This is a genomic window from Flavobacterium gelidicaeli (genome assembly GCF_013294005.1).
In the GTDB taxonomy this organism is placed as follows: Bacteria; Bacteroidota; Bacteroidia; order Flavobacteriales; family Flavobacteriaceae; genus Flavobacterium.
Map to the genome: position 1 here is coordinate 45,483 of NZ_JABSNK010000009.1, position 18,422 is coordinate 63,904.

Genomic DNA, 18,422 nt, shown 5'->3' on the forward strand with positions numbered 1-18,422 from the left:
TTTTTGGAGTTCTCCTTATTATTACCCTGGTTGCAACTCTAATTTATTCAGTTTTATAAAAAACTCAATGGTTAATAATTGCATTATCAATTTTTCATTTTACATATTTTATTATAATCTAAAATTTTGATGAGGCTTCCTTTTTTTTCAATCAAACCTTCGTTTCTAAACTCTGTTAAGGTTCTACTTACCGTTTCTGATGCTGTTCCTGACATAGCTGCAAGATCATCTCTTGTTACCTTAATACTATTGCCCTGAACCTCATCTTCTAACTCAAAAAGTTTAATTAATGATTCTGCTATTCTTTTTCGAACAGATTGATAGGCTAATAATAGCAAATGGGTATCCTTAGAACGAATTTCATTAGATAGAATTTTAATAAATTTTTCAGCTACGTCTGGATAGCGTTTTAATAGCTCTTCAAGTTCTTCTTTTGGAAAAAAACACAGTTCACTATCTTCTAGAGCTGTTGCAGTATCAGTAAATGTTTCATGGCAAAGGATGGTATTTATTCCTAAAAAATCATTACTATGATAAATTCCAGTCATAAGTTCCCGGCCATCTTCAGCCATCTTTACTGTTTTTACCTTTCCTGAGATTACTAAATAAATCCCTACTGCACGATCACCTTCGTAATGAATGGTTTGGTTTTTCTTAAAAGGTCTGTGAACATGCTCTTCTATTAATTTTTTCAGTTCCCCTATGCCTTGTTTAGGACCATTTACCTTTTCATTGCTTGCTAGAGCATCTTTATAAAAATCTTGTTCTGATTTTTTTTTGTTTAATCTGCTTTCTATCGCTTGTAAAAGTTCCATATCGTCAAATGGCTTTGTCAAGTAATCATCAGCCCCCATTTCCATGGCTTTTCTTAAATCTGGTCGTTCTGATTTAGCTGTAATGAAAATAAAAGGAATTGTGCTTGTTTCAGGATTTTTGTTAAGCAAGTACAAAACACCATAACCATCAAGCTCGGGCATCATAATATCACATAAAATAATATCAGGCAAGTTTAAAATAGCAGCCTCCACACCTACTTTACCATTATTGGCTTGAAAAACTGTGTAGCCACTCAAGGTAAGAATCTCTACGATGTTTTCCCTAATGTCATTATGATCTTCTATAATTAATACTTTGCTCATGATATAGGAAATTTTAATGTGAATAATGTTCCGTCCTGTTTATTGCTTGTAAACTCTGCTTTACCATTCATCAAAGATACATACCTACTAACAATATTTAATCCAAGACCAGTTCCTGGAATACTGCCCGTATTGTGTGCTCTAAAAAAGGCTTGAAATAAATATTTTTGTTCTTCTATGGGAATACCTATTCCGTTATCATGTACTGATAGAATACATTCCGAATTATTAATCTCAGTTGTAAAATCAATACAGCATATATCACCCGAATATTTTATAGCATTTGTAATCAAATTAATAGCACAGTTCTTTAATAAATTTGCATCTAGAGATACCATCGTTTGATCTCCTATATGCTTATAATTAATATTTTGACTGGCTTTCGCCAAAAGTTGCATTTCTTCGGTTAATTCTTTACTAAACTTCACTAAGTCAAAACTAGTGACACTGACCACCATCTTCCCTACCTCTAATTTTTCAACATAAAGAAAGTCATTCAATATAGCGGTTAAATTCATCACAGAATTTTTAATTTTATTCACGTGTTTATTAATAGGCTCACTTTGAAATGATTCGGCATATTTTTCAATTAATGAGGCAGATAACTGTACCGTACTAAGTGGTGTCCTAAACTCATGAGAAGCCATCGAGAGAAATCTATTTTTCAATCTACTAAGTTCTTTTTCCTTTACTAAAGAAATACTCACGTTCTCTTTGGCCTTTTCTAAGGCATCAATCGTATCATTAAGTGACTTTGTTCTTACTTCAACCAATTCTTCAAGTTCAGCGGCATAGTTTTTAAAACGTTCTTCATCCATTTTCTGTTTAGAGAGATCATGAATAAATCCAGCATACATCGTTTTTCCAGAAAATTGTACCTCACTAACTCCCAGCTTCATAGGAAATCGTTCTCCGCCTTTACGCAACCCAATTAATTCCCTACCTGTGCCTATTATACTTGGTTTTCTAGTGTTTTTATACGTTTCTAAATAATTATCGTGTCTTTTACTATCATCAGATGGCATTAGCATCGAGATATTCTGACCTATAACTTCTTCTTCGAGGTAATTAAATAAAATACAACCAGCCGGATTAATCGATTCAATAATCCCTTTTTCGTCAATAGTGATGATCCCATCCAAAGCATTTTGTACAAGAGCATATAAAAGTGCGGCGTTATTCATCTAATAAATCGATCAAATTAGGATGATCTGGATAAAGAACGACTATTTAAAAACAGTAAATCAATTTGCAACTCGTTACCGTTACACAATTCACACATAGCCATTATTTTAACACAAAAAGAAATAATTGCAGTAATTTCTTTCAATTCAATGAAGGATTCTTTACTTGAAACATTTAAATTAATTAAAATACGGCTTTTAACTATAACAAAGTGATGTAAATCATACTTTATAGTGCTTACCATCATTTACAATTACTTTCTTTTGTTGCTTCTTTGTTACTATAATTCAAAATATATTTCGATGTCATATAAGTCTCTACCATTATGCATGCTTCTTATAAAGGACGATGCTAAAGTAATAAATGTTTTTCAGTCAGCTTTAAGTAATCTTGGGTCACAAAACCCCATATCGTTATACCAAAATATAGAATTATGCCTTCAGCATTTAAAGGAGGTTCCTAATATGGTTACTCCTATTCTATTTTTCTACTTGAATGAAAATGTCCGTAAGTGCATTAACGAAATCATAACGATAAGGAAAGATTTAAAAAACAAAGACCTTTCTATTGTTGTTTATGATTCAACAGCAGCATTTTGTGATGAAGACATTTTTATGGCTGGAGCCAATATTTATATTAAAAAATCAAACGATATTATTAAATTAAATAAAATCATTAAGAATGCCATGAATATGAATGGGCAATTTGAATTAGGACAATTTAATAGGGATACTTTCTTTCTTTCAGTTTAATGCCAAAGCATGTTATTAAATGACGAAGGTCATTTTCAATTTCAAAGTATTTTCTCAACTTTGAAAAAATAATCAAGAATTGTGATCTCTTTTTCACACTTAGCAAAATTAATTAATCATGGGAAAAATAAAAATGGATAGTTTAATAACAGTATTAGCCGATGTAGAAAAGTTAGGATTTACATCTCAATTTGAAGTAAATGGAGAAATATTAACTTCGCTTAAAACAAATAAAAAGTATATGCCTAAGCAAATAAAAATAGTACATTTTTATCGCTTTGAAGGAGCGTCAAGTCAAGACGATAGTGCTATTATGTATGCAATTGAAACTGATGATAATGAAAAAGGAACCTTAGTAGATGGTTACGGAACCACTGCTGATAAAGCAACTGCTGATTTCATGCGTGCTGTAAATGAAATGCATAAATAACAAAACCAAAAAAATATAATACTTACTACTGCCTATAAATTGGTTTGTAGCAAAATTCAATAGCTAATTTTTTAAAAGGTTTCTTTTACTTTTATTCTAAAATCGCTATTTAATTTATCACCGTTATTCACATCCTCTTCTGTAAAATAACATTACTTACAGTAATATTAAAGCGGTATTAAAATCTAATTGTAAAAATCAAAATTATATGATTTTAAAACGTGACTGCCATCACAAAATGACATGACCTAAGTCATTTTATAGCGTCTACCAGTAAAGTACTTTTACTACATAATACTGCAATAGCTTGATACTAAATAACAAATAAATGCATCCGGTCAAGAGAAGAAATTTTACCTTTTAAGTCTGCTTTAAAGGTCCTAACTGGAATGCATTTTTATAAAAAAACGTAGTATTCTAAAAAAAAAGCCGCTTTGTATTTTATAAAAATCAATACTTAAAATAATGATAGCCTACCTCAAAAAAAATTTCTATGAAGCGGGCAAACTCTCTATGTTTGCTGGAAGGTTCTTTCGGGAAATATTTACACGACCGTTTTATAGTAATGAATTTATTCGTCAGTGCTATGCAATTGGTTTTAAGTCATTGCCTTTAGTTTCCATTACAGGATTTATAATGGGATTAGTGCTTACTATTCAGTCTAGACCTACTATGACCAAATTTGGAGCCGAATCTTGGTTACCCAGTATGGTTTCGTTATCGTTAATTAGAGAAATTGCACCCGTAATTACAGCGCTTATTTGTGCTGGGAAAATAGCTTCAGGAATTGGTGCTGAACTTGGTTCTATGAAAGTATCTGAACAAATAGATGCTATGGAAGTTTCGGCTATAAACCCTTATAAATATTTAGTCAACACACGCATACTTGCAACAACTATTATGATCCCAATTTTAGTATTCTATGCTGATTTTATTGGGATTTTTGGTGGTTACATTGGTTACAATGTACACGGGAGTTTGGGACTGTTCCGCTACTTTTCTGAAGTTATTGAACACCTTGATTTTTTGGATTTATTACCGGCTACGATAAAAACATTCTTTTTTGGATTCTTTATTGGACTAATAGGTTGCTATAAAGGTTTCAATGCTAAAAAAGGAACTGCTAGCGTAGGTATGGCAGCAAATTCGGCCGTGGTTTTATCATCGCTTATCATTTTTATTATCGATATGCTTGCCGTTCAAATAACTGATTTATTTTTCTAAGAGATGCAAAAAGAACCTGTCATAGTAATTAAAAACCTCCACAAGTCATTTGGTAAAAACAAAGTCTTGAGAGGCATTAATCTTACCGTAAATAAGGGAGAAGATCTAGTGATACTCGGTCGCTCCGGTTCTGGGAAATCAGTTACCATTAAATGCCTAGTTGGACTCATTGATGCTGATGAGGGAGAGTTAAACATTTTTGGGAATGATATTGCTAAAATGAACTATAAAGAACTAAATGCAATTCGGTTACGCATTGGATTCCTCTTTCAAAGTGGCGCCTTATATGACTCCATGTCGGTGAGAGATAACTTGGCTTTTACATTAAAACACCACACTCCTCATCTTAAAAATGAAGAAGTAGATGCACAAATTTTAGAAGTACTTGAAAACGTAGGCTTAGAAGAAGCTATTGATAGCATGCCATCTGAATTATCTGGCGGAATGGTGAAACGAATAGGTCTAGCAAGAACCCTCATTATAAAGCCTGAAATCATTTTATATGATGAGCCTACTGCGGGACTGGATACAATAACAGCAAGAGAAATTGACGAATTAATCTTATCTGTACAAAAAAAATACAAGACTACTTCCATCATCATTACGCATGATATTGCTTGCGCAAAAATGACAGGGAATCGCATTATGATTTTGAAAGATGGCGTAATTCATACTGAAGGTTCCTATGAAGAATTAGAAAACAGTGCTGATGACTGGGTACGTTCCTTTTTTAATTAAAAAACAGTAATAAAATTACCACTATGAAGAAAAGAAATTCAAACTATATCTGGAAATTAGGAATGTTCGTCATTATAGGACTCCTAGTCTTTTTTGCGACTTTATATTTTATTGGCAGCAGCCAAAACCTTTTTGGTTCTACATTTCACTTGAAAACAAAATTTAAAAATGTAAGCGGTCTTAAGGTAGATAACAACGTGCTACTCTCAGGTATAAATATAGGTTCTATTAAGGAAATCGAATTTATATCTGACTCTTCTGTTGTGGTCGTTATGGTTATCAAAAATGAAGTGCAACAATATATTAAAACGGATGCATTAGCGAGTATTGGTTCTGATGGGTTGATGGGAGACAAAGTGGTTACTATTTCTCCAGGAAATAAGTCAGACAGAGTGGTTGAAAACGATAGCTATATTGCGTCAGTAGAAGAAGTTGAACTACAGGATTTGATGTCAGGACTTAAAAAAAGTATTGATAACGCTGAGGTTATTACAAAAGAGTTATCTGAATTTAGTTATAAAATCAATAATGGCGAAGGCATGTTATCAAAGATTTTGACAGATCCACAACTAGCAAAAAGTGTCGAAAAATCCGTAACCAATCTCGAAGAAGGATCAGATCAATTTGTTCTTTTTACAAAAAAAATGAACGACAAGAACGGAACATTTTCTAAGCTCATGACCGACCCGTACTATACCAATAGCATCAAGAAATCCTTGTCTGGTTTAGAAAAAAGCACCGCTGATATTAATACTTTCACTGCTACACTTAATAACGGAAATGGAATTGTTTCTAAATTATTAACCGATACAAAATTAGCAAAATCATTAGATTCTACCATGACTAACTTACAAACTGGTACCAAAAAATTAAACGAATTAGAAGAAGCAGCGAAGCATAATTTTCTTTTAAGAGGCTTTTTTAGAAAACAAGAAAAAGAAAAAAAGAAAATTGAGGACGCAAAATCAAATAAATAAAACTTCTTTATTAAAAATAAAACAACATGAAACACATCCTAATTTACATTCTTTTTATTGTAACAGCAGCATTAGTATTGCTTAACCGTTATACATCGCTCTATATTAATAGTTCCATTTTACACTTTATTGTGCTTTTTATAGCTGGAGCAACAATTGTAATAATTATAGGCCACTTGTTTGGTAAATTACGAACTGATAAATCAATATTAATCACTTTTTTAATTATTGGAGGCATCACTTTAGGAAAGGCTTTTTTTACTTGGGAAGGAGATTGGAAAACACAGACAGTTATTTATAAAAATATTCAAAACGGAAACAAAACAATTGAATTTCAACTGAAAGCCAGTAGGTTTGCTTTTGGGTATAGAGAACGCGTAGTAGAACGCTTTAAAGTCGTACCACTTATAGATTGGACAACCGCTGTAGATACAACTACCTTAGATAAATCAACATGGAAAAAGGTAGATATCCACATAAACGAGATGAACTTACCTGATGTACCTGCTAAGCAATAGTTTTCAATTTTCTAGCTAAGCTGTTTTAAATCAATTTTATAACTGATCTAGGTCATTTCGTTGTTCGTTATAAAGTTGGAAATTAGCTTTTATTATCAATTAAGTCTTATCTCAAAATAATCCTGATAATTACAAACTAAAAATAATATCATGAAAGCAAAATCTAAAAAAATGACGGGCGAAATTTCTGCCGCTCTTACTAATGCAATTCTAGCAAAGGCTGGCACTAAGAAAATAATAAAGAAAATTGATTCGGCAGCTAAAAAATTAGCAAAAAAAATCAATAAGGAGACTAAAGGAACCATTACCAAGATTAAAAAAAAGAGTGCTAAAAAAGTCAAGAAAGTCAAAAAGGAGTTAAAAAAAGAAATCCTGAAAAACGAACCCATTCTTGAAGGTGCAGTTCTTTAATAAAGCATTAGTAGACCTTAGCATCATTGTAGCTTGATAATCGAGGATGCATCATAGCAGTACAAAACAGAATCTTTGTTTTATACTCTAATGTAATTCTTGAATTTTCAATTTTAAGAAAAATGCTTTGGCAACAGCCAAAAACAGTTGTTTATGAAATCAGCATTTAGCAAGCAATCAACCTGATAACAGTATAAAAAAACAAACTGTACCACTACCCTATTATTAATTAATAAAAAATAAAATGGAACTATATAAAAACTTAGGCATTTGGATGGATCATGAAAAAGCATATTTAATTGATTTACATGATAAAGAAAACACCCATACGATCGTTTCTAACTTTACTTTTGAGACTAAAGAAGCAGCTTTAAGTGACAGCGAAAAAGGAATGCACAACAAGCGTCAGCAAATGCACGAGGCCTATTACAAAGAAATTGCCAAAGCGATTTTAAATTACAATCAGGTCCTGTTATTTGGTCCTACCAATGCAAAAACAGAACTACATAATTTCTTGAACAAAGATTTACATTTTAAGGGTATTCAAATCGATGTAGAACCAGCCGATAAAATGACTGATAATGAAAAAGATGCTTTTGTGAGAAATCATTTTAAAAAATAGAGAAATACTAGTTTAAAATAGTATTAAAAAAACAAAAACCTCCAATCTCAATTGATTTTGGAGGTTTTTTGAAATAAATAGAAAAGATGACCAATGTCATTTTTTAGGTTTAAACATTACTTTATTTTTGTTATGCTTTATGAATTTAAACCAAATTATAAATTCTTTTTCTCTTAAGCCCATTATTACTTATAGCATAGTAATTTTAGGCTGTATTTTATTGGGGTTATTACTAAGGTGGGGGTTATTTTGGCTTCTTACATTTTCTAACACTAAGAAACCAACCGTTTTAAAAGCACAATTACTCAAGCATTTAAAAAAACCAGCTAAATTCCTGTTACCATTTCTATTTATCTACAGCTCTTTTAGTATTATTGGATTAGCATCTTACTGGCAAACAATCGTTGAAAGTTTAATCATTATCAACTTCTCATGGATATTGATTGCATTATTGAATGCAGCCGAAGAAATTGTACAACAAAAATTTACTGTTGATGGCTTCCATCAAGCCAAAGAAAGAAAAGTCTTGACGCAACTGCGCTTCATGAAGAGTTTTTCAATTATCATTATTATCACTATTGCCATTGCTGTTGTTTTATGGAATATTCCTGCAGCAAGAAAATTAGGTACAACCATACTAACTTCGGCAGGTGTAATTGGTATCATTGCGGGTGTTGCCGCCCAAAAATCAATTGCCAATCTTATTACGGGTTTTCAAATAGCCTTTACTCAGCCTATAAAAATTGATGATGAAGTTGTTATTCAAGGGGAGTTTGGTACTGTCGAAGATATCACACTTACCTATGTTGTGATCAAAACTTGGGATTGGAGGCGACTCGTTGTTCCTCTTAATTTTTTTAGTGACAACTCATTTGTAAATTGGACTTTTAGTTCTAGAGAATTAATTGGTAGTGTTTTTATTTCTGTAGATTATACTTTTCCTGTTGCTAAACTGAGAACAAAACTAATAGCACTTTTAAATGACAACCTGCTATGGGATAAAAAAGTTGGGGAACTATTAGTTACTAAAAGCGATGATCGAGCAATGGAATTGCGTTGTACGTTTAGTGCTAAAAACGCCTCAGATGTTTGGACCTTACGCTGTCAAATGAGAGAACAACTCATAGGTTTTATACAAGAAAATTATCCTGATTCTTTACCAAAATTAAGACAAGTAGACGAATTTAAAAAAAGTAAAAATGAGTGATAGTGCCAAAGACAACCTACTTTTTAAAAATATTTTTCACTCCTCTGTGGAAGGAATTTTAGTCATTGATGACAAGGGATTAATAATTAAAGCAAATCCAGCTGGTGAGCAAATGTTTGGTTACAGTTCACAAGAATTAATTCATCAAGATGTAGAGAATCTCATTCCTTCTCGCTTTAAAAACAACCACCATTCTCATAGAGCTAACTATAATTCAAAACCCAAGGCAAGACGTATGGGACATGATTTGGATTTATGGGGATTAAAAAAAGATGGTTCTCAATTTCAATTAGAAATAAGCTTGAGCCCTACAGAAATAGATAATAAAAAAGTAGTAATTGCTTTTATTATTGATGTTACAGAGCGTATGGCTGCAAAACATGCCTTAATCGTTAGTGAAAGCCGAATGGCTGAAGCACAGCAAATTGCACATGTAGGTAACTGGTACTGGAACTTACAAACAAATGAACGAAGCTGGTCAAACGAGTTCTATAGAATTTACGGTCTTGAACCTGGTGATGTACGACTCAACAAAGACACTTTAAGTAATTTTATTCATCCAGATGACAGAGAAAATACTTTAAAAATAGTAGCTCTTGCTATTGAAAATCAAACAGATTATCAATACGAGAAAACAATTATTAGACCCGATGGTTCTTTAAGAAATGTTTTAACCAAAGGGAAAATTGTATCTGATGCGAATAGTAATACAAAAGAAATGTATGGTACTATTCAAGATATTACTAAGCAAAAAAAAGCCGAAGAACAGCTAAAAGATAGTGAAGAAAATTTACGGAATTACACCATAGAATTAAAAGAAAAAGTAACAGAACGCACTACTGAGCTGAATGCGATAGTTCAAAAATTGACCAAATTAAATGTAAATCTCAATAACCAAATTCATGTCACCAAAGAGGCCGAAAGAAAAGCCTTAAACAGCAAGCAATTGCTAGATAATGTTTCTCATAATTTCCCTAAAGGATTTATTGCCGTTGTTGATTCTAAATTGAGGATTGTATTTGTCGAAGGGGAAGAGGTTATAGCATTGGGTTTTGAAAATTTGGTAGAGAACAAAACCGTACTTGGCGATGTTGTTGGTGTCTCAGATGAAATAAAGAAAATCTCCAGAGAAAAAATAGTAAAAACGCTTGAAGGGGAACATCTCTCCTATGAAATCGAATTTAGAGACAATCACTACCTAGTTAATACCACCCCATTGTACAATGATAATAATACTATAGAACAAGTTTTATTAGTTTATAATAATATCACTTTACAAAAGAAGGCTGAATTTGAAATGTTTAATACCTTAAAAAAAGAACAAGAATTGAGCGAGTTAAAATCGCGTTTTATTTCTATGGCTTCCCACGAATTTAGGACTCCGTTGAGCGCCATTTTATCTTCGGCTATTTTAATCGAAAAACAAAATGGTGTTGGAAAAGAAGCTAAAAGAATAAATTATGTGTCTAAAATAAGATCGAATGTAAAGAATTTGGTCGTAATTCTAAATGATTTTCTATCCCTGAGCAAACTACAAGAAGGAAAAATAATTGCTCAGCCTGTATTATTCGATTTGGTTGCATTCACAAAATCATTACTCGAAGAATTAGAGGACATCAAAAAAAAGGGACAAATTATAAGGCTACAGTCTGAAAATTCAATAATTGAAGCTTTTTTAGATTTAAAATTAATCAAGCATATCATTTATAATCTTGTTTCTAATGCTATAAAATATTCAGAAGAAAATAAAGAAATAATTATCAAAATAAAAAGTAATAATGAGCATGTAAACATTGAAATAATTGATGAAGGAATAGGTATTCCTATCGAAGATCAAAACAATATGTTTCAAAGGTTTTATCGCGCTAATAACGCATCAAATATTCAAGGAACTGGTTTAGGTCTCAATATTGTGAAACAGTATACTGAATTAATGGGTGGTACTATTACTTTTAAAAGTGAATTAAAAGAAGGCGCTACTTTTTATATTGAATTTCCATTAGATACTAAAAAAAATGAGTAAAATACTTATAATTGAAGACAATCAGGACGTACGAGAAAATACTGCTGAAATTCTTGAGCTAGAAAACTACGTTGTTATTACCGCCGAAAACGGTAAAATTGGTATTCAAAAAGCCCTAGAGCATATTCCTGATATTATTATATGTGATATTATGATGCCTGAAATAGATGGGTATGGTGTATATGATGCTTTAACGAACAATACGATAACCGCTAGTATTCCGTTTATATTTCTCACCGCTAAATCTGGACAAGCAGACATCAGAAAAGGGATGAATTTAGGTGTAGACGATTATCTAATCAAACCATTTGAAGAGGAAGATTTATTAGGAGCAATAGCATGTCGCATCAAGAAAAAGAAATTTTTAGAAAAAGAATATTCTAAAAGTATTCACGGTTTTAATGAGTTTCTTAATGAGGCTTCAACATATTTAAATCTTGAAGATTTATCTAAAAATCGAAGCATTAAAAAATATAAAAACAAAGAAAATATTTTTACCGAAGGAAGTGCTGCGCATCAATTGTACTTTATTCAAAGTGGTAATGTAAAAACCTATAGAACAACTGAATCAGGAAAGGAATTTGTTATTGCATTGTATGGCCCTGGAGATTTTATAGGGCAACTATCTCTTCTTGCTAGTGCAGGTACTTACGCCGAAACTGCTAGTGTTTTAGAAGACGCGGAGGTTCTGGCAATTCCGAAACATGATTTTACACAACTGCTCTATGGCAATAAAGAAGTATCTAATAAATTTTTTGGTATGATTTCTAATAATATTATCGAACTCCAAGAGCAATTGGTCGATATGGCTTTTGCAACTGTACGACAACGTACTGCTAAAGTGCTTTTAGAATTAGACAAAAAGGGAATGATTAAGGATGAAAATCATACTGGAATAAGCATTCCTAGAGATGATTTTGCGGGACTTATAGGTACTGCAACAGAAACTGCTATTAGAATGTTAACTGAATTTAAAAACGAAGGATTAATAGGTGTTGAAACTAATAGAAGGCTAGTTTTATTAAATAAAAATAAACTAAAACAAGTTGCTAAAAATCATTAATATTTTCTTTACTACTTATAACATTAATCCAGAATTACAAATCAACATTTTCATATTATAGTCCTACTTTGGGCAACCTAATTGTATTTAAAAAGGAACTAAGACTAAATTGTCTTAGTTCCTTTGAAAGTATTAGTCCTACTTTATAATTGTATTTTTAATTATTAACAACCAATTGCTAATTTTAAAAAACACCCTGCACAAACAACTTCTAATACTTTCAAGACTTTCATTACCACAGTGAAAATCTATATTTTAAACAACAATTTTCTTTTTTTATACCACAAAAATAGTAACTGTTTGCCATCTTCTAAATGACCTACATCAGTTTTATATTATTTTTAAGCTCTTGTTTCTAAAGAACTTTTTCTTGAAATCATCTTATCTTAAGATAATGCTCCTATTTTACAGTTAAAATTTAAGTGAACAACCTAATCAATTTTAACAGACTGACCTGCGTCATTTTAGAAAAAAAATCAAGTACCTATCTTTACAATAAACTTATTAAAGTAATCACTCATGCAAACAAAAATTTCATATTACCAAAATAAAAAAGAGTTCCGTTTATTCGTTAGTAATACGTATCAGGATCTTATTAAACTAAAAAAAGATGACGATAAACCTTCTTTTAATGTATTGGTGTTAAAAATTATGCCTGAAATAAAAAAGTATGTAAACGGGCAACTCAATATTGCAATTAAAAAAGGGCATTTTCCCAAAAATAAAATCAAAGCTGACGATATTATTGACCAACTTTTTATCGAAATCTATGATCACATTGATGAGGTAAAACAAGAGAAGGATTTTTATCTCTGGTTGTTTAAGAAAACGAATGAACTTCTAGACGATATTACTGTAGAAGAAGAGTTTGATGAATTTTTCTTTAAAAACATTGATGATTATTCTAAACCAGAATGGGATGCTATGCAAGAAAATTTTAGCACTGATGGAGATGGACATCTCTTGATGATAGAAGAACTTGATGACATTTCATACAACCATAACGACTATACTTTAAATCATGTTTTTATAGAAGACAATCAAAAAGCGTTGATCGAAAAAATAGACAAAGAATTAAGTGCCGAAGAAATTCAAAATCACATTCAAATGGTACTCTACAATTTGCCTTATTCCATGCGCAATGTATTTGAATTGTTCACTATTGAACAACTAGAATTAGAAGAAATTGCCAAAATTAGAAACAATACCCTAGAAGAAGTTTCCCAACTTTTAAATGACGCTAAACAAGCATTACAAGCAAGTTTCCTTAAAAGATTTGCTATTGATTAATATAACTTTATTAATTAAAAATTCTTAGCATTAGCACTATTAAAATAAATTAAAACAAACAATTATGAGCACAGCTATTTTAAATCCAAAAGCACAGTTCTTACTTGGTGCAGGATTAGACGTTTTACACTTTGAAAGTAAAGAATGGTTAGACCACATTAATTTATGGAAAGACGAAATCACATTTTTTAATGTAGTATTAAAGAAAAAATCAACTGCTGAAAAAAGTAATTCTAACTATCAAAAGATATTAAACAATATTGATACTATTTACAATGATTTATTTCAAGACTTAGAACAAAGTATTATTGAACACGAAAAATTATTATCCAAAATTGAAAAAGGTGACAAGGGATTATCCGATAATGATTACAGAGAAAAACATCAACAAATTCTTCTAAGAATGAACACTTTTACTAAAGATTTTGTCAAATTCAAAAAAATGTTATTTGATTATGAAAAAGGACTATAATTTTAAAAAGTAAATAACAAGCATATTTCTTTATTAATTTAGAAACTACAAGCCATGCAACTATTACTATACAAGAAAAAATACAAAGTAAATGACAATATTCAAAATTTCATGCATTTTTACAATGCTAAAAACATGAAACATTTGGCTAGTGATTTATTAGATAAGGGATTATCGCCAGATCAAATTGCTAATGCATTTACAACAGCTATCAAAGTCGCAAATGTTTCAGGAATTGAAGTTGAAAAACATTTTATGCCCATTTATAGCGGCATCAATAACGAAATAATTCAAGATTGCAAACTGTCTGATTTAGGTTATGGTTTGGTACTAATGAACGCCGATTCCAATTTATCTACTGTTGGTGCTTTTCAAATAGATATTTTAAAAGGATACCTTAAAAAACGTTCCTAACTCTTTAAATCAAAAGAGGATAAACAGCATTAAATCTGTTTATCCTCTTTTTTTACTTGAATTAGTAAGCTTAAATTAAATAAACCTACTTCAAAAAATCAGGATTTTCATATGCTGGATTAGGGTATTTATAAAACCCCTCACCTGTAGCAACACCTAATTTATTTTTATCAATAAAATGCTCTTTTAAGTATTTTACCGTTTTTATTTTTAACGCATCTTCCGTTTTCTCTGCTGCAATTACATTAACATTATACGCCGTTGTAATGCCTATAACATCTAAAATTCCAAAAGGCCCTACTGGCGCACCAGTTGCTTTTATCCATGTTTTATCTATCGTCTCCACATCAGCAACTTCGTTCACTAACAAGTTAGTCGCAGCACTTAATAAAGGTACTAATAAAGAGTTAAGAATGTATCCAGGTTGTTCTTTAAGTACTGGCAAAGCGAGCATACCAATAGCCTTAGCAAAAAGCACTACATCTTTAAAAACAGTAGGATCAGTTCCTGCATGGCCCATGATTTCGGCTGTGTTGTGAATCCAAATTGTGTTTGCAAAATGTAACGCCAAAAACTTTGCTGGTCTTCCTGTAGCATCTGCAAAATCACTTGGTAAAAGCGTTGATGAGTTGGTCGCAAAAATTGTTTTTTCGGGAGCAACTTTGGCTAATTTATGGTAAAAATCAATTTTAATCGCTGGATTTTCTGGAACCGCTTCAATCAGCAAGTCGGCATTTGCAACTGCTGCTCCTAAATCAGCATTATAACTCAGGTTTTTAAAGGTGGCATCCAACTGTTCTTGCGTTGCCTTCAAATCTTTTTTATAGGATTCACTCAAGTCTTTGAATTTTGCTTTAGCTTTTTCTAATACAGCATCATTTATGTCATAAACGGTCACATTAAACCCATGAAATGCGGTTTGAAAAGCAATTTGGTATCCTAAAACACCACTTCCTGCTACGGTAATATTTTTATAGTTCATTTTATAATATTTAAATTGTTATTCTGTTTTAGCCAAAATATTGCCTTATCTATTTATTGAAATTCAAGTTTGATGCAGTATAATTTTGTCATACATCTTACTATTTTTTCTCAAATAAAATAAGATTACTTCAAAATTAGCAATTTAAAGATAATTATAAAATGATCTAAGTCAGTGAAAAAAAAGCCCTAATCTGTCAATAGAATTAGGGCTTTTAATAAGAAAACAATTGTAAATAATTCTTCGTTATCTTTTGATTAAAACTAATATTCAACTTCCAACTCATTTTCTACTCTCCATACTCCAGGTGCATAATAAGCTGTTGTTTTAGCTTTATCTTTTTCTTTTAATGAATGCACTTTACCTGTGAGTTTGATAGTATGGCCATCAGCTTTTACAATAATATCTTTAGCATCAATATCAGCCGAACGTTCAAATGCCTTTTTAATTTTTTCTTTAATATCAACAGCATCTACTGTATTTTTAAGAGTAATATTATTCACTACATAATGAACCCCAGTTAGCGTTTCTACAGCTCTTTTAGCAGCATTTTTTTCAAAATCCCATAGTACCTCACCGGTCAAATAAACCCATCCATTTTCGACTTTAACCTCAATTTTATTTTCAGGTACAGATATATTCCATTTTAAGGCATTAACTGCTGCAGTAGCTATTTCAGTATCTGATTTATTAGAATTCGTACCATATTTAACCGCTATCTCTTCAGCTACTCCTTTTACCCCAACTACACTCCTAGCCGCCTTTTCTGCTTCTTGTTTTTTTACATAGCTGTCTACGGTTCCAGATAGTGTCACAATTCCATCTTTTACAATTACTCCAATTTGAGTTTCGTCAATACTTGGTTGCCATTGTAATTCTTCCAAAACATTTTCTTTAATACTAAGATCTGTTCTCATATTTTCTATTATTTAAATTATGAATAATTATAGACCAAATATATAACGATTATAAAGCATTGACACTGACCCACATCAGCACACCGTTATTTTATAAAACTTTAAAAAAGGATAAAAATCATTGCACATTTTATTTTTGTGAAAAATAAAACTAGCGCAATCAAAAAGAAAAAACCCAAATAGAATAACTTCTATTTGGGCTAATAAATTGTTTTTTAGTTACAATTATTGCAACAATTTTATTTTAAATGAGAACGCAACATCCAAGCGGTTTTTTCATGTTGTTCCATTAATCCTGTGATATAATCGCTAATTCCATCAGCCTTCATTTTATCAGCAATGGGTTTTATCTCTTCTCTGATAAATACAATAATGCTTTCGTGATCTTGTAATAGCTCAGCAAAGATACTTTGGCTATCATTTTTACCCTTTGTTTCTTCCGTAAGATGCGTCAATTCTAAATATTTCTTCAAAGTGGCAGGTACATAATGACCTAACGCACGTATTTTTTCGGCTACGGTATCAACAGTTTCTTGTTGTTCTTGGTATAAAGTTTCTAAATATAAGTGTACAGAGTGAAAATCAGCTCCTTCAATATTCCAATGGAAATTAAGTGTTTTTGAATACAATATAAATTCATCTGCCAATATCTTTGACAATTGGTCAGCGATTGCTTGTCTGTTTTCAGTTGAAATTCCGATGTTTGGAGTTTTCATTATTTTTCGTTTTAAATTTATAATTACTCAAAGGTATTACTGTTCTAAAACAATTAAAATGACCTAGATCAGTCTTGGATATTTTTTTAAAATAGTGTTCTCTTTTCTTTTTCAAAAAAAGGAATTTAGCTTAAATACTACAAGTAGTGTAGTTTTTCGGTAGAATAAGTAGCTCCTATTCTACACTCATCTCAATTACTGCTAATAAATTAGAAGCATCACCATCAAATTTATTTCCGTTAACAAAAAAAGAAGGCGTACCATTTACACCACTACGAATACCGCTTTCAAAATCATCATCAATTTTTTCGGCAATACTACTTAGTTGCATGTCCTTTTTGAATTTTTGGATATCTAATCCTAATTTTTCAGCATGGCTTATAAAATCATTGGGTTGTAAATACTCTTGGTTTTCAAAAATACTGTTGTGCATTTCCCAGTATTTCCCTTGTAATGCAGCGGCTTCTGCAGCTTTAGCGGCTTCACGAGCATTTTGATGCATTTCTGATAAAGGAAAATTACGAAATACAAATTTAACTTGGTTTCCAAATTCCTTTATTATTTTTTCTACAACTGGATGTGCTGCACCACAATGGCCGCATTGGAAATCTCCAAATTCTACGATTTCTAATTTAGCGTTTGAATCTCCTTTAATGTGATCTTTTTTATTAACGTCTGGATGTAAACTCATTTTCTTTTTTTTATTTGTTCATATTTTCTAAAGCTTCTAAAATACCATCGGCGCCAGGGTTTTCTTCATTTGGAGATACAAAACTCCATTCGATAACTCCTTCTCTATTAATTACAAATAAAGCTCGTTTGGATTGTCCTGATTTTTCATCATAAGCACCGTAAGCTTTTGAAACGGCTCCTTTTGGTTCAAAGTCGGCTAATAAAGGGAAATGTAAATTTCGTGATGCTGTAAAAGCATTATGGCACCATACACTATCTACTGATATGCCAAATATTTCGGCGTCATGCTTTTTAAAAAATTTAAGTGTTTCGTTGTATAAAGCCATTTGATCGCTACAAACCGGACTCCAATCTGCGGGGTAAAATGCAAGAATTACATTTTTTCCTTTCATGTCTGCTAAAGATATTTTTTTATCAGGTGAAGCGTCTAAAGTAAAATTAGGTGCGATATCGTTTTTCTGTAACATACTATTTTATTATTTTAATTAAACATTAGAAACAAATCAACTTTTCATTTGTCTCTTTAAAATCATATTCAAATATAACCATTGTAATCCCAATGATAATTATGGAATTGTAAGCTTATATTACTTCATTTACATAATTTCACAACTATTATAAATGTCAAAAAACAGCTGACCAAAATCGT

At 31.3% G+C, this 18,422-nt stretch carries 21 protein-coding genes; 14 read left to right on the top strand and 7 right to left on the bottom strand.

What is annotated here, in order from left to right; all coding sequences use genetic code 11:
* Positions 1-86: 86 nt before the first annotated feature.
* Together HNP99_RS13335 and HNP99_RS13340 are read right to left on the bottom strand one after the other, a co-directional pair.
* The gene (locus HNP99_RS13335; protein WP_173853878.1) at positions 87-1,139 is read right to left on the bottom strand and encodes a response regulator; all 1,053 of its coding nucleotides are present in this window, start codon (positions 1,137-1,139) and stop codon (positions 87-89) included.
* Positions 1,136-2,323 carry a PAS domain-containing sensor histidine kinase gene (locus HNP99_RS13340; protein WP_173853879.1) on the bottom strand — a complete coding sequence of 396 codons (1,188 nt, stop codon included), beginning with the start codon at positions 2,321-2,323 and terminating at the stop codon, positions 1,136-1,138. Before HNP99_RS13340 ends, HNP99_RS13335 begins: the two co-directional genes overlap by 4 nt.
* 303 nt (positions 2,324-2,626) lie before the next feature.
* Here HNP99_RS13340 and HNP99_RS13345 point away from each other — a divergent pair, with 303 nt between their 5' ends.
* From HNP99_RS13345 to HNP99_RS13410, 14 genes are all read left to right on the top strand, one after another.
* Positions 2,627-3,076, top strand: coding sequence for a hypothetical protein (locus tag HNP99_RS13345; RefSeq protein ID WP_173853880.1), 450 nt, complete (start codon positions 2,627-2,629; stop codon positions 3,074-3,076).
* A gap of 118 nt (positions 3,077-3,194) precedes the next feature.
* The gene (locus tag HNP99_RS13350) at positions 3,195-3,506 is read left to right on the top strand and encodes a hypothetical protein (RefSeq protein WP_173853881.1); all 312 of its coding nucleotides are present in this window, start codon (positions 3,195-3,197) and stop codon (positions 3,504-3,506) included.
* Between the two features lie 465 nt (positions 3,507-3,971).
* The gene (locus tag HNP99_RS13355; RefSeq protein ID WP_173853882.1) at positions 3,972-4,730 is read left to right on the top strand and encodes an MlaE family ABC transporter permease; all 759 of its coding nucleotides are present in this window, start codon (positions 3,972-3,974) and stop codon (positions 4,728-4,730) included.
* 3 nt (positions 4,731-4,733) lie between these two features.
* Positions 4,734-5,468, top strand: coding sequence for an ABC transporter ATP-binding protein (locus HNP99_RS13360; RefSeq protein ID WP_026977625.1), 735 nt, complete (start codon positions 4,734-4,736; stop codon positions 5,466-5,468).
* Positions 5,469-5,491: 23 nt separating this feature from the next.
* Positions 5,492-6,445: an MlaD family protein gene (locus tag HNP99_RS13365; protein WP_173853883.1), complete on the top strand. Its 954-nt coding sequence runs from the start codon at positions 5,492-5,494 to the stop codon at positions 6,443-6,445.
* A gap of 26 nt (positions 6,446-6,471) precedes the next feature.
* A complete protein-coding gene (locus HNP99_RS13370) occupies positions 6,472-6,963 on the top strand; it encodes a hypothetical protein (protein ID WP_173853884.1) in 492 nt (163 codons plus the stop codon).
* A gap of 150 nt (positions 6,964-7,113) precedes the next feature.
* Positions 7,114-7,374, top strand: a complete 261-nt coding sequence (locus tag HNP99_RS13375; protein WP_051224306.1) for a hypothetical protein — start codon at positions 7,114-7,116, stop codon at positions 7,372-7,374.
* A gap of 244 nt (positions 7,375-7,618) precedes the next feature.
* On the top strand, positions 7,619-7,996 hold the full coding sequence (locus HNP99_RS13380) for a hypothetical protein (protein ID WP_173853885.1): 378 nt from the start codon (positions 7,619-7,621) through the stop codon (positions 7,994-7,996).
* Positions 7,997-8,216: 220 nt separating this feature from the next.
* Positions 8,217-9,203: a mechanosensitive ion channel family protein gene (locus HNP99_RS13385; RefSeq protein ID WP_173853886.1), complete on the top strand. Its 987-nt coding sequence runs from the start codon at positions 8,217-8,219 to the stop codon at positions 9,201-9,203.
* Complete coding sequence (locus tag HNP99_RS13390) at positions 9,196-11,226, top strand: PAS domain-containing sensor histidine kinase (protein WP_173853887.1); 2,031 nt, start codon at positions 9,196-9,198, stop codon at positions 11,224-11,226. The genes HNP99_RS13385 and HNP99_RS13390 overlap by 8 nt, the downstream gene beginning before the upstream one ends.
* Entirely contained in the window at positions 11,219-12,289 is a 1,071-nt protein-coding gene (locus tag HNP99_RS13395) for a response regulator (protein ID WP_173853888.1), read from the top strand. Before HNP99_RS13390 ends, HNP99_RS13395 begins: the two co-directional genes overlap by 8 nt.
* Positions 12,290-12,808: 519 nt before the next feature.
* The gene (locus HNP99_RS13400) at positions 12,809-13,579 is read left to right on the top strand and encodes a sigma-70 family RNA polymerase sigma factor (RefSeq protein WP_173853889.1); all 771 of its coding nucleotides are present in this window, start codon (positions 12,809-12,811) and stop codon (positions 13,577-13,579) included.
* 64 nt (positions 13,580-13,643) lie between these two features.
* Entirely contained in the window at positions 13,644-14,051 is a 408-nt protein-coding gene (locus tag HNP99_RS13405) for a hypothetical protein (RefSeq protein ID WP_173853890.1), read from the top strand.
* 54 nt (positions 14,052-14,105) lie between these two features.
* Positions 14,106-14,465, top strand: coding sequence for a hypothetical protein (locus HNP99_RS13410; protein WP_173853891.1), 360 nt, complete (start codon positions 14,106-14,108; stop codon positions 14,463-14,465).
* 85 nt (positions 14,466-14,550) lie between these two features.
* On the opposite strand, the gene HNP99_RS13415 is transcribed toward HNP99_RS13410, so the two are convergent.
* From HNP99_RS13415 to HNP99_RS13435, 5 genes are all read right to left on the bottom strand, one after another.
* Positions 14,551-15,447: a 3-hydroxyacyl-CoA dehydrogenase gene (locus HNP99_RS13415; RefSeq protein ID WP_173853892.1), complete on the bottom strand. Its 897-nt coding sequence runs from the start codon at positions 15,445-15,447 to the stop codon at positions 14,551-14,553.
* A 263-nt stretch (positions 15,448-15,710) separates the two neighbouring features.
* Positions 15,711-16,364, bottom strand: coding sequence for a BON domain-containing protein (locus HNP99_RS13420; RefSeq protein WP_173853893.1), 654 nt, complete (start codon positions 16,362-16,364; stop codon positions 15,711-15,713).
* A gap of 239 nt (positions 16,365-16,603) precedes the next feature.
* Complete coding sequence (locus HNP99_RS13425) at positions 16,604-17,080, bottom strand: Dps family protein (protein WP_173853894.1); 477 nt, start codon at positions 17,078-17,080, stop codon at positions 16,604-16,606.
* A 175-nt stretch (positions 17,081-17,255) separates the two neighbouring features.
* Positions 17,256-17,771, bottom strand: coding sequence for a DsbA family protein (locus HNP99_RS13430; RefSeq protein WP_173853895.1), 516 nt, complete (start codon positions 17,769-17,771; stop codon positions 17,256-17,258).
* Positions 17,772-17,781: 10 nt separating this feature from the next.
* On the bottom strand, positions 17,782-18,240 hold the full coding sequence (locus tag HNP99_RS13435) for a redoxin domain-containing protein (protein WP_173853896.1): 459 nt from the start codon (positions 18,238-18,240) through the stop codon (positions 17,782-17,784).
* Positions 18,241-18,422 lie beyond the last annotated feature (182 nt).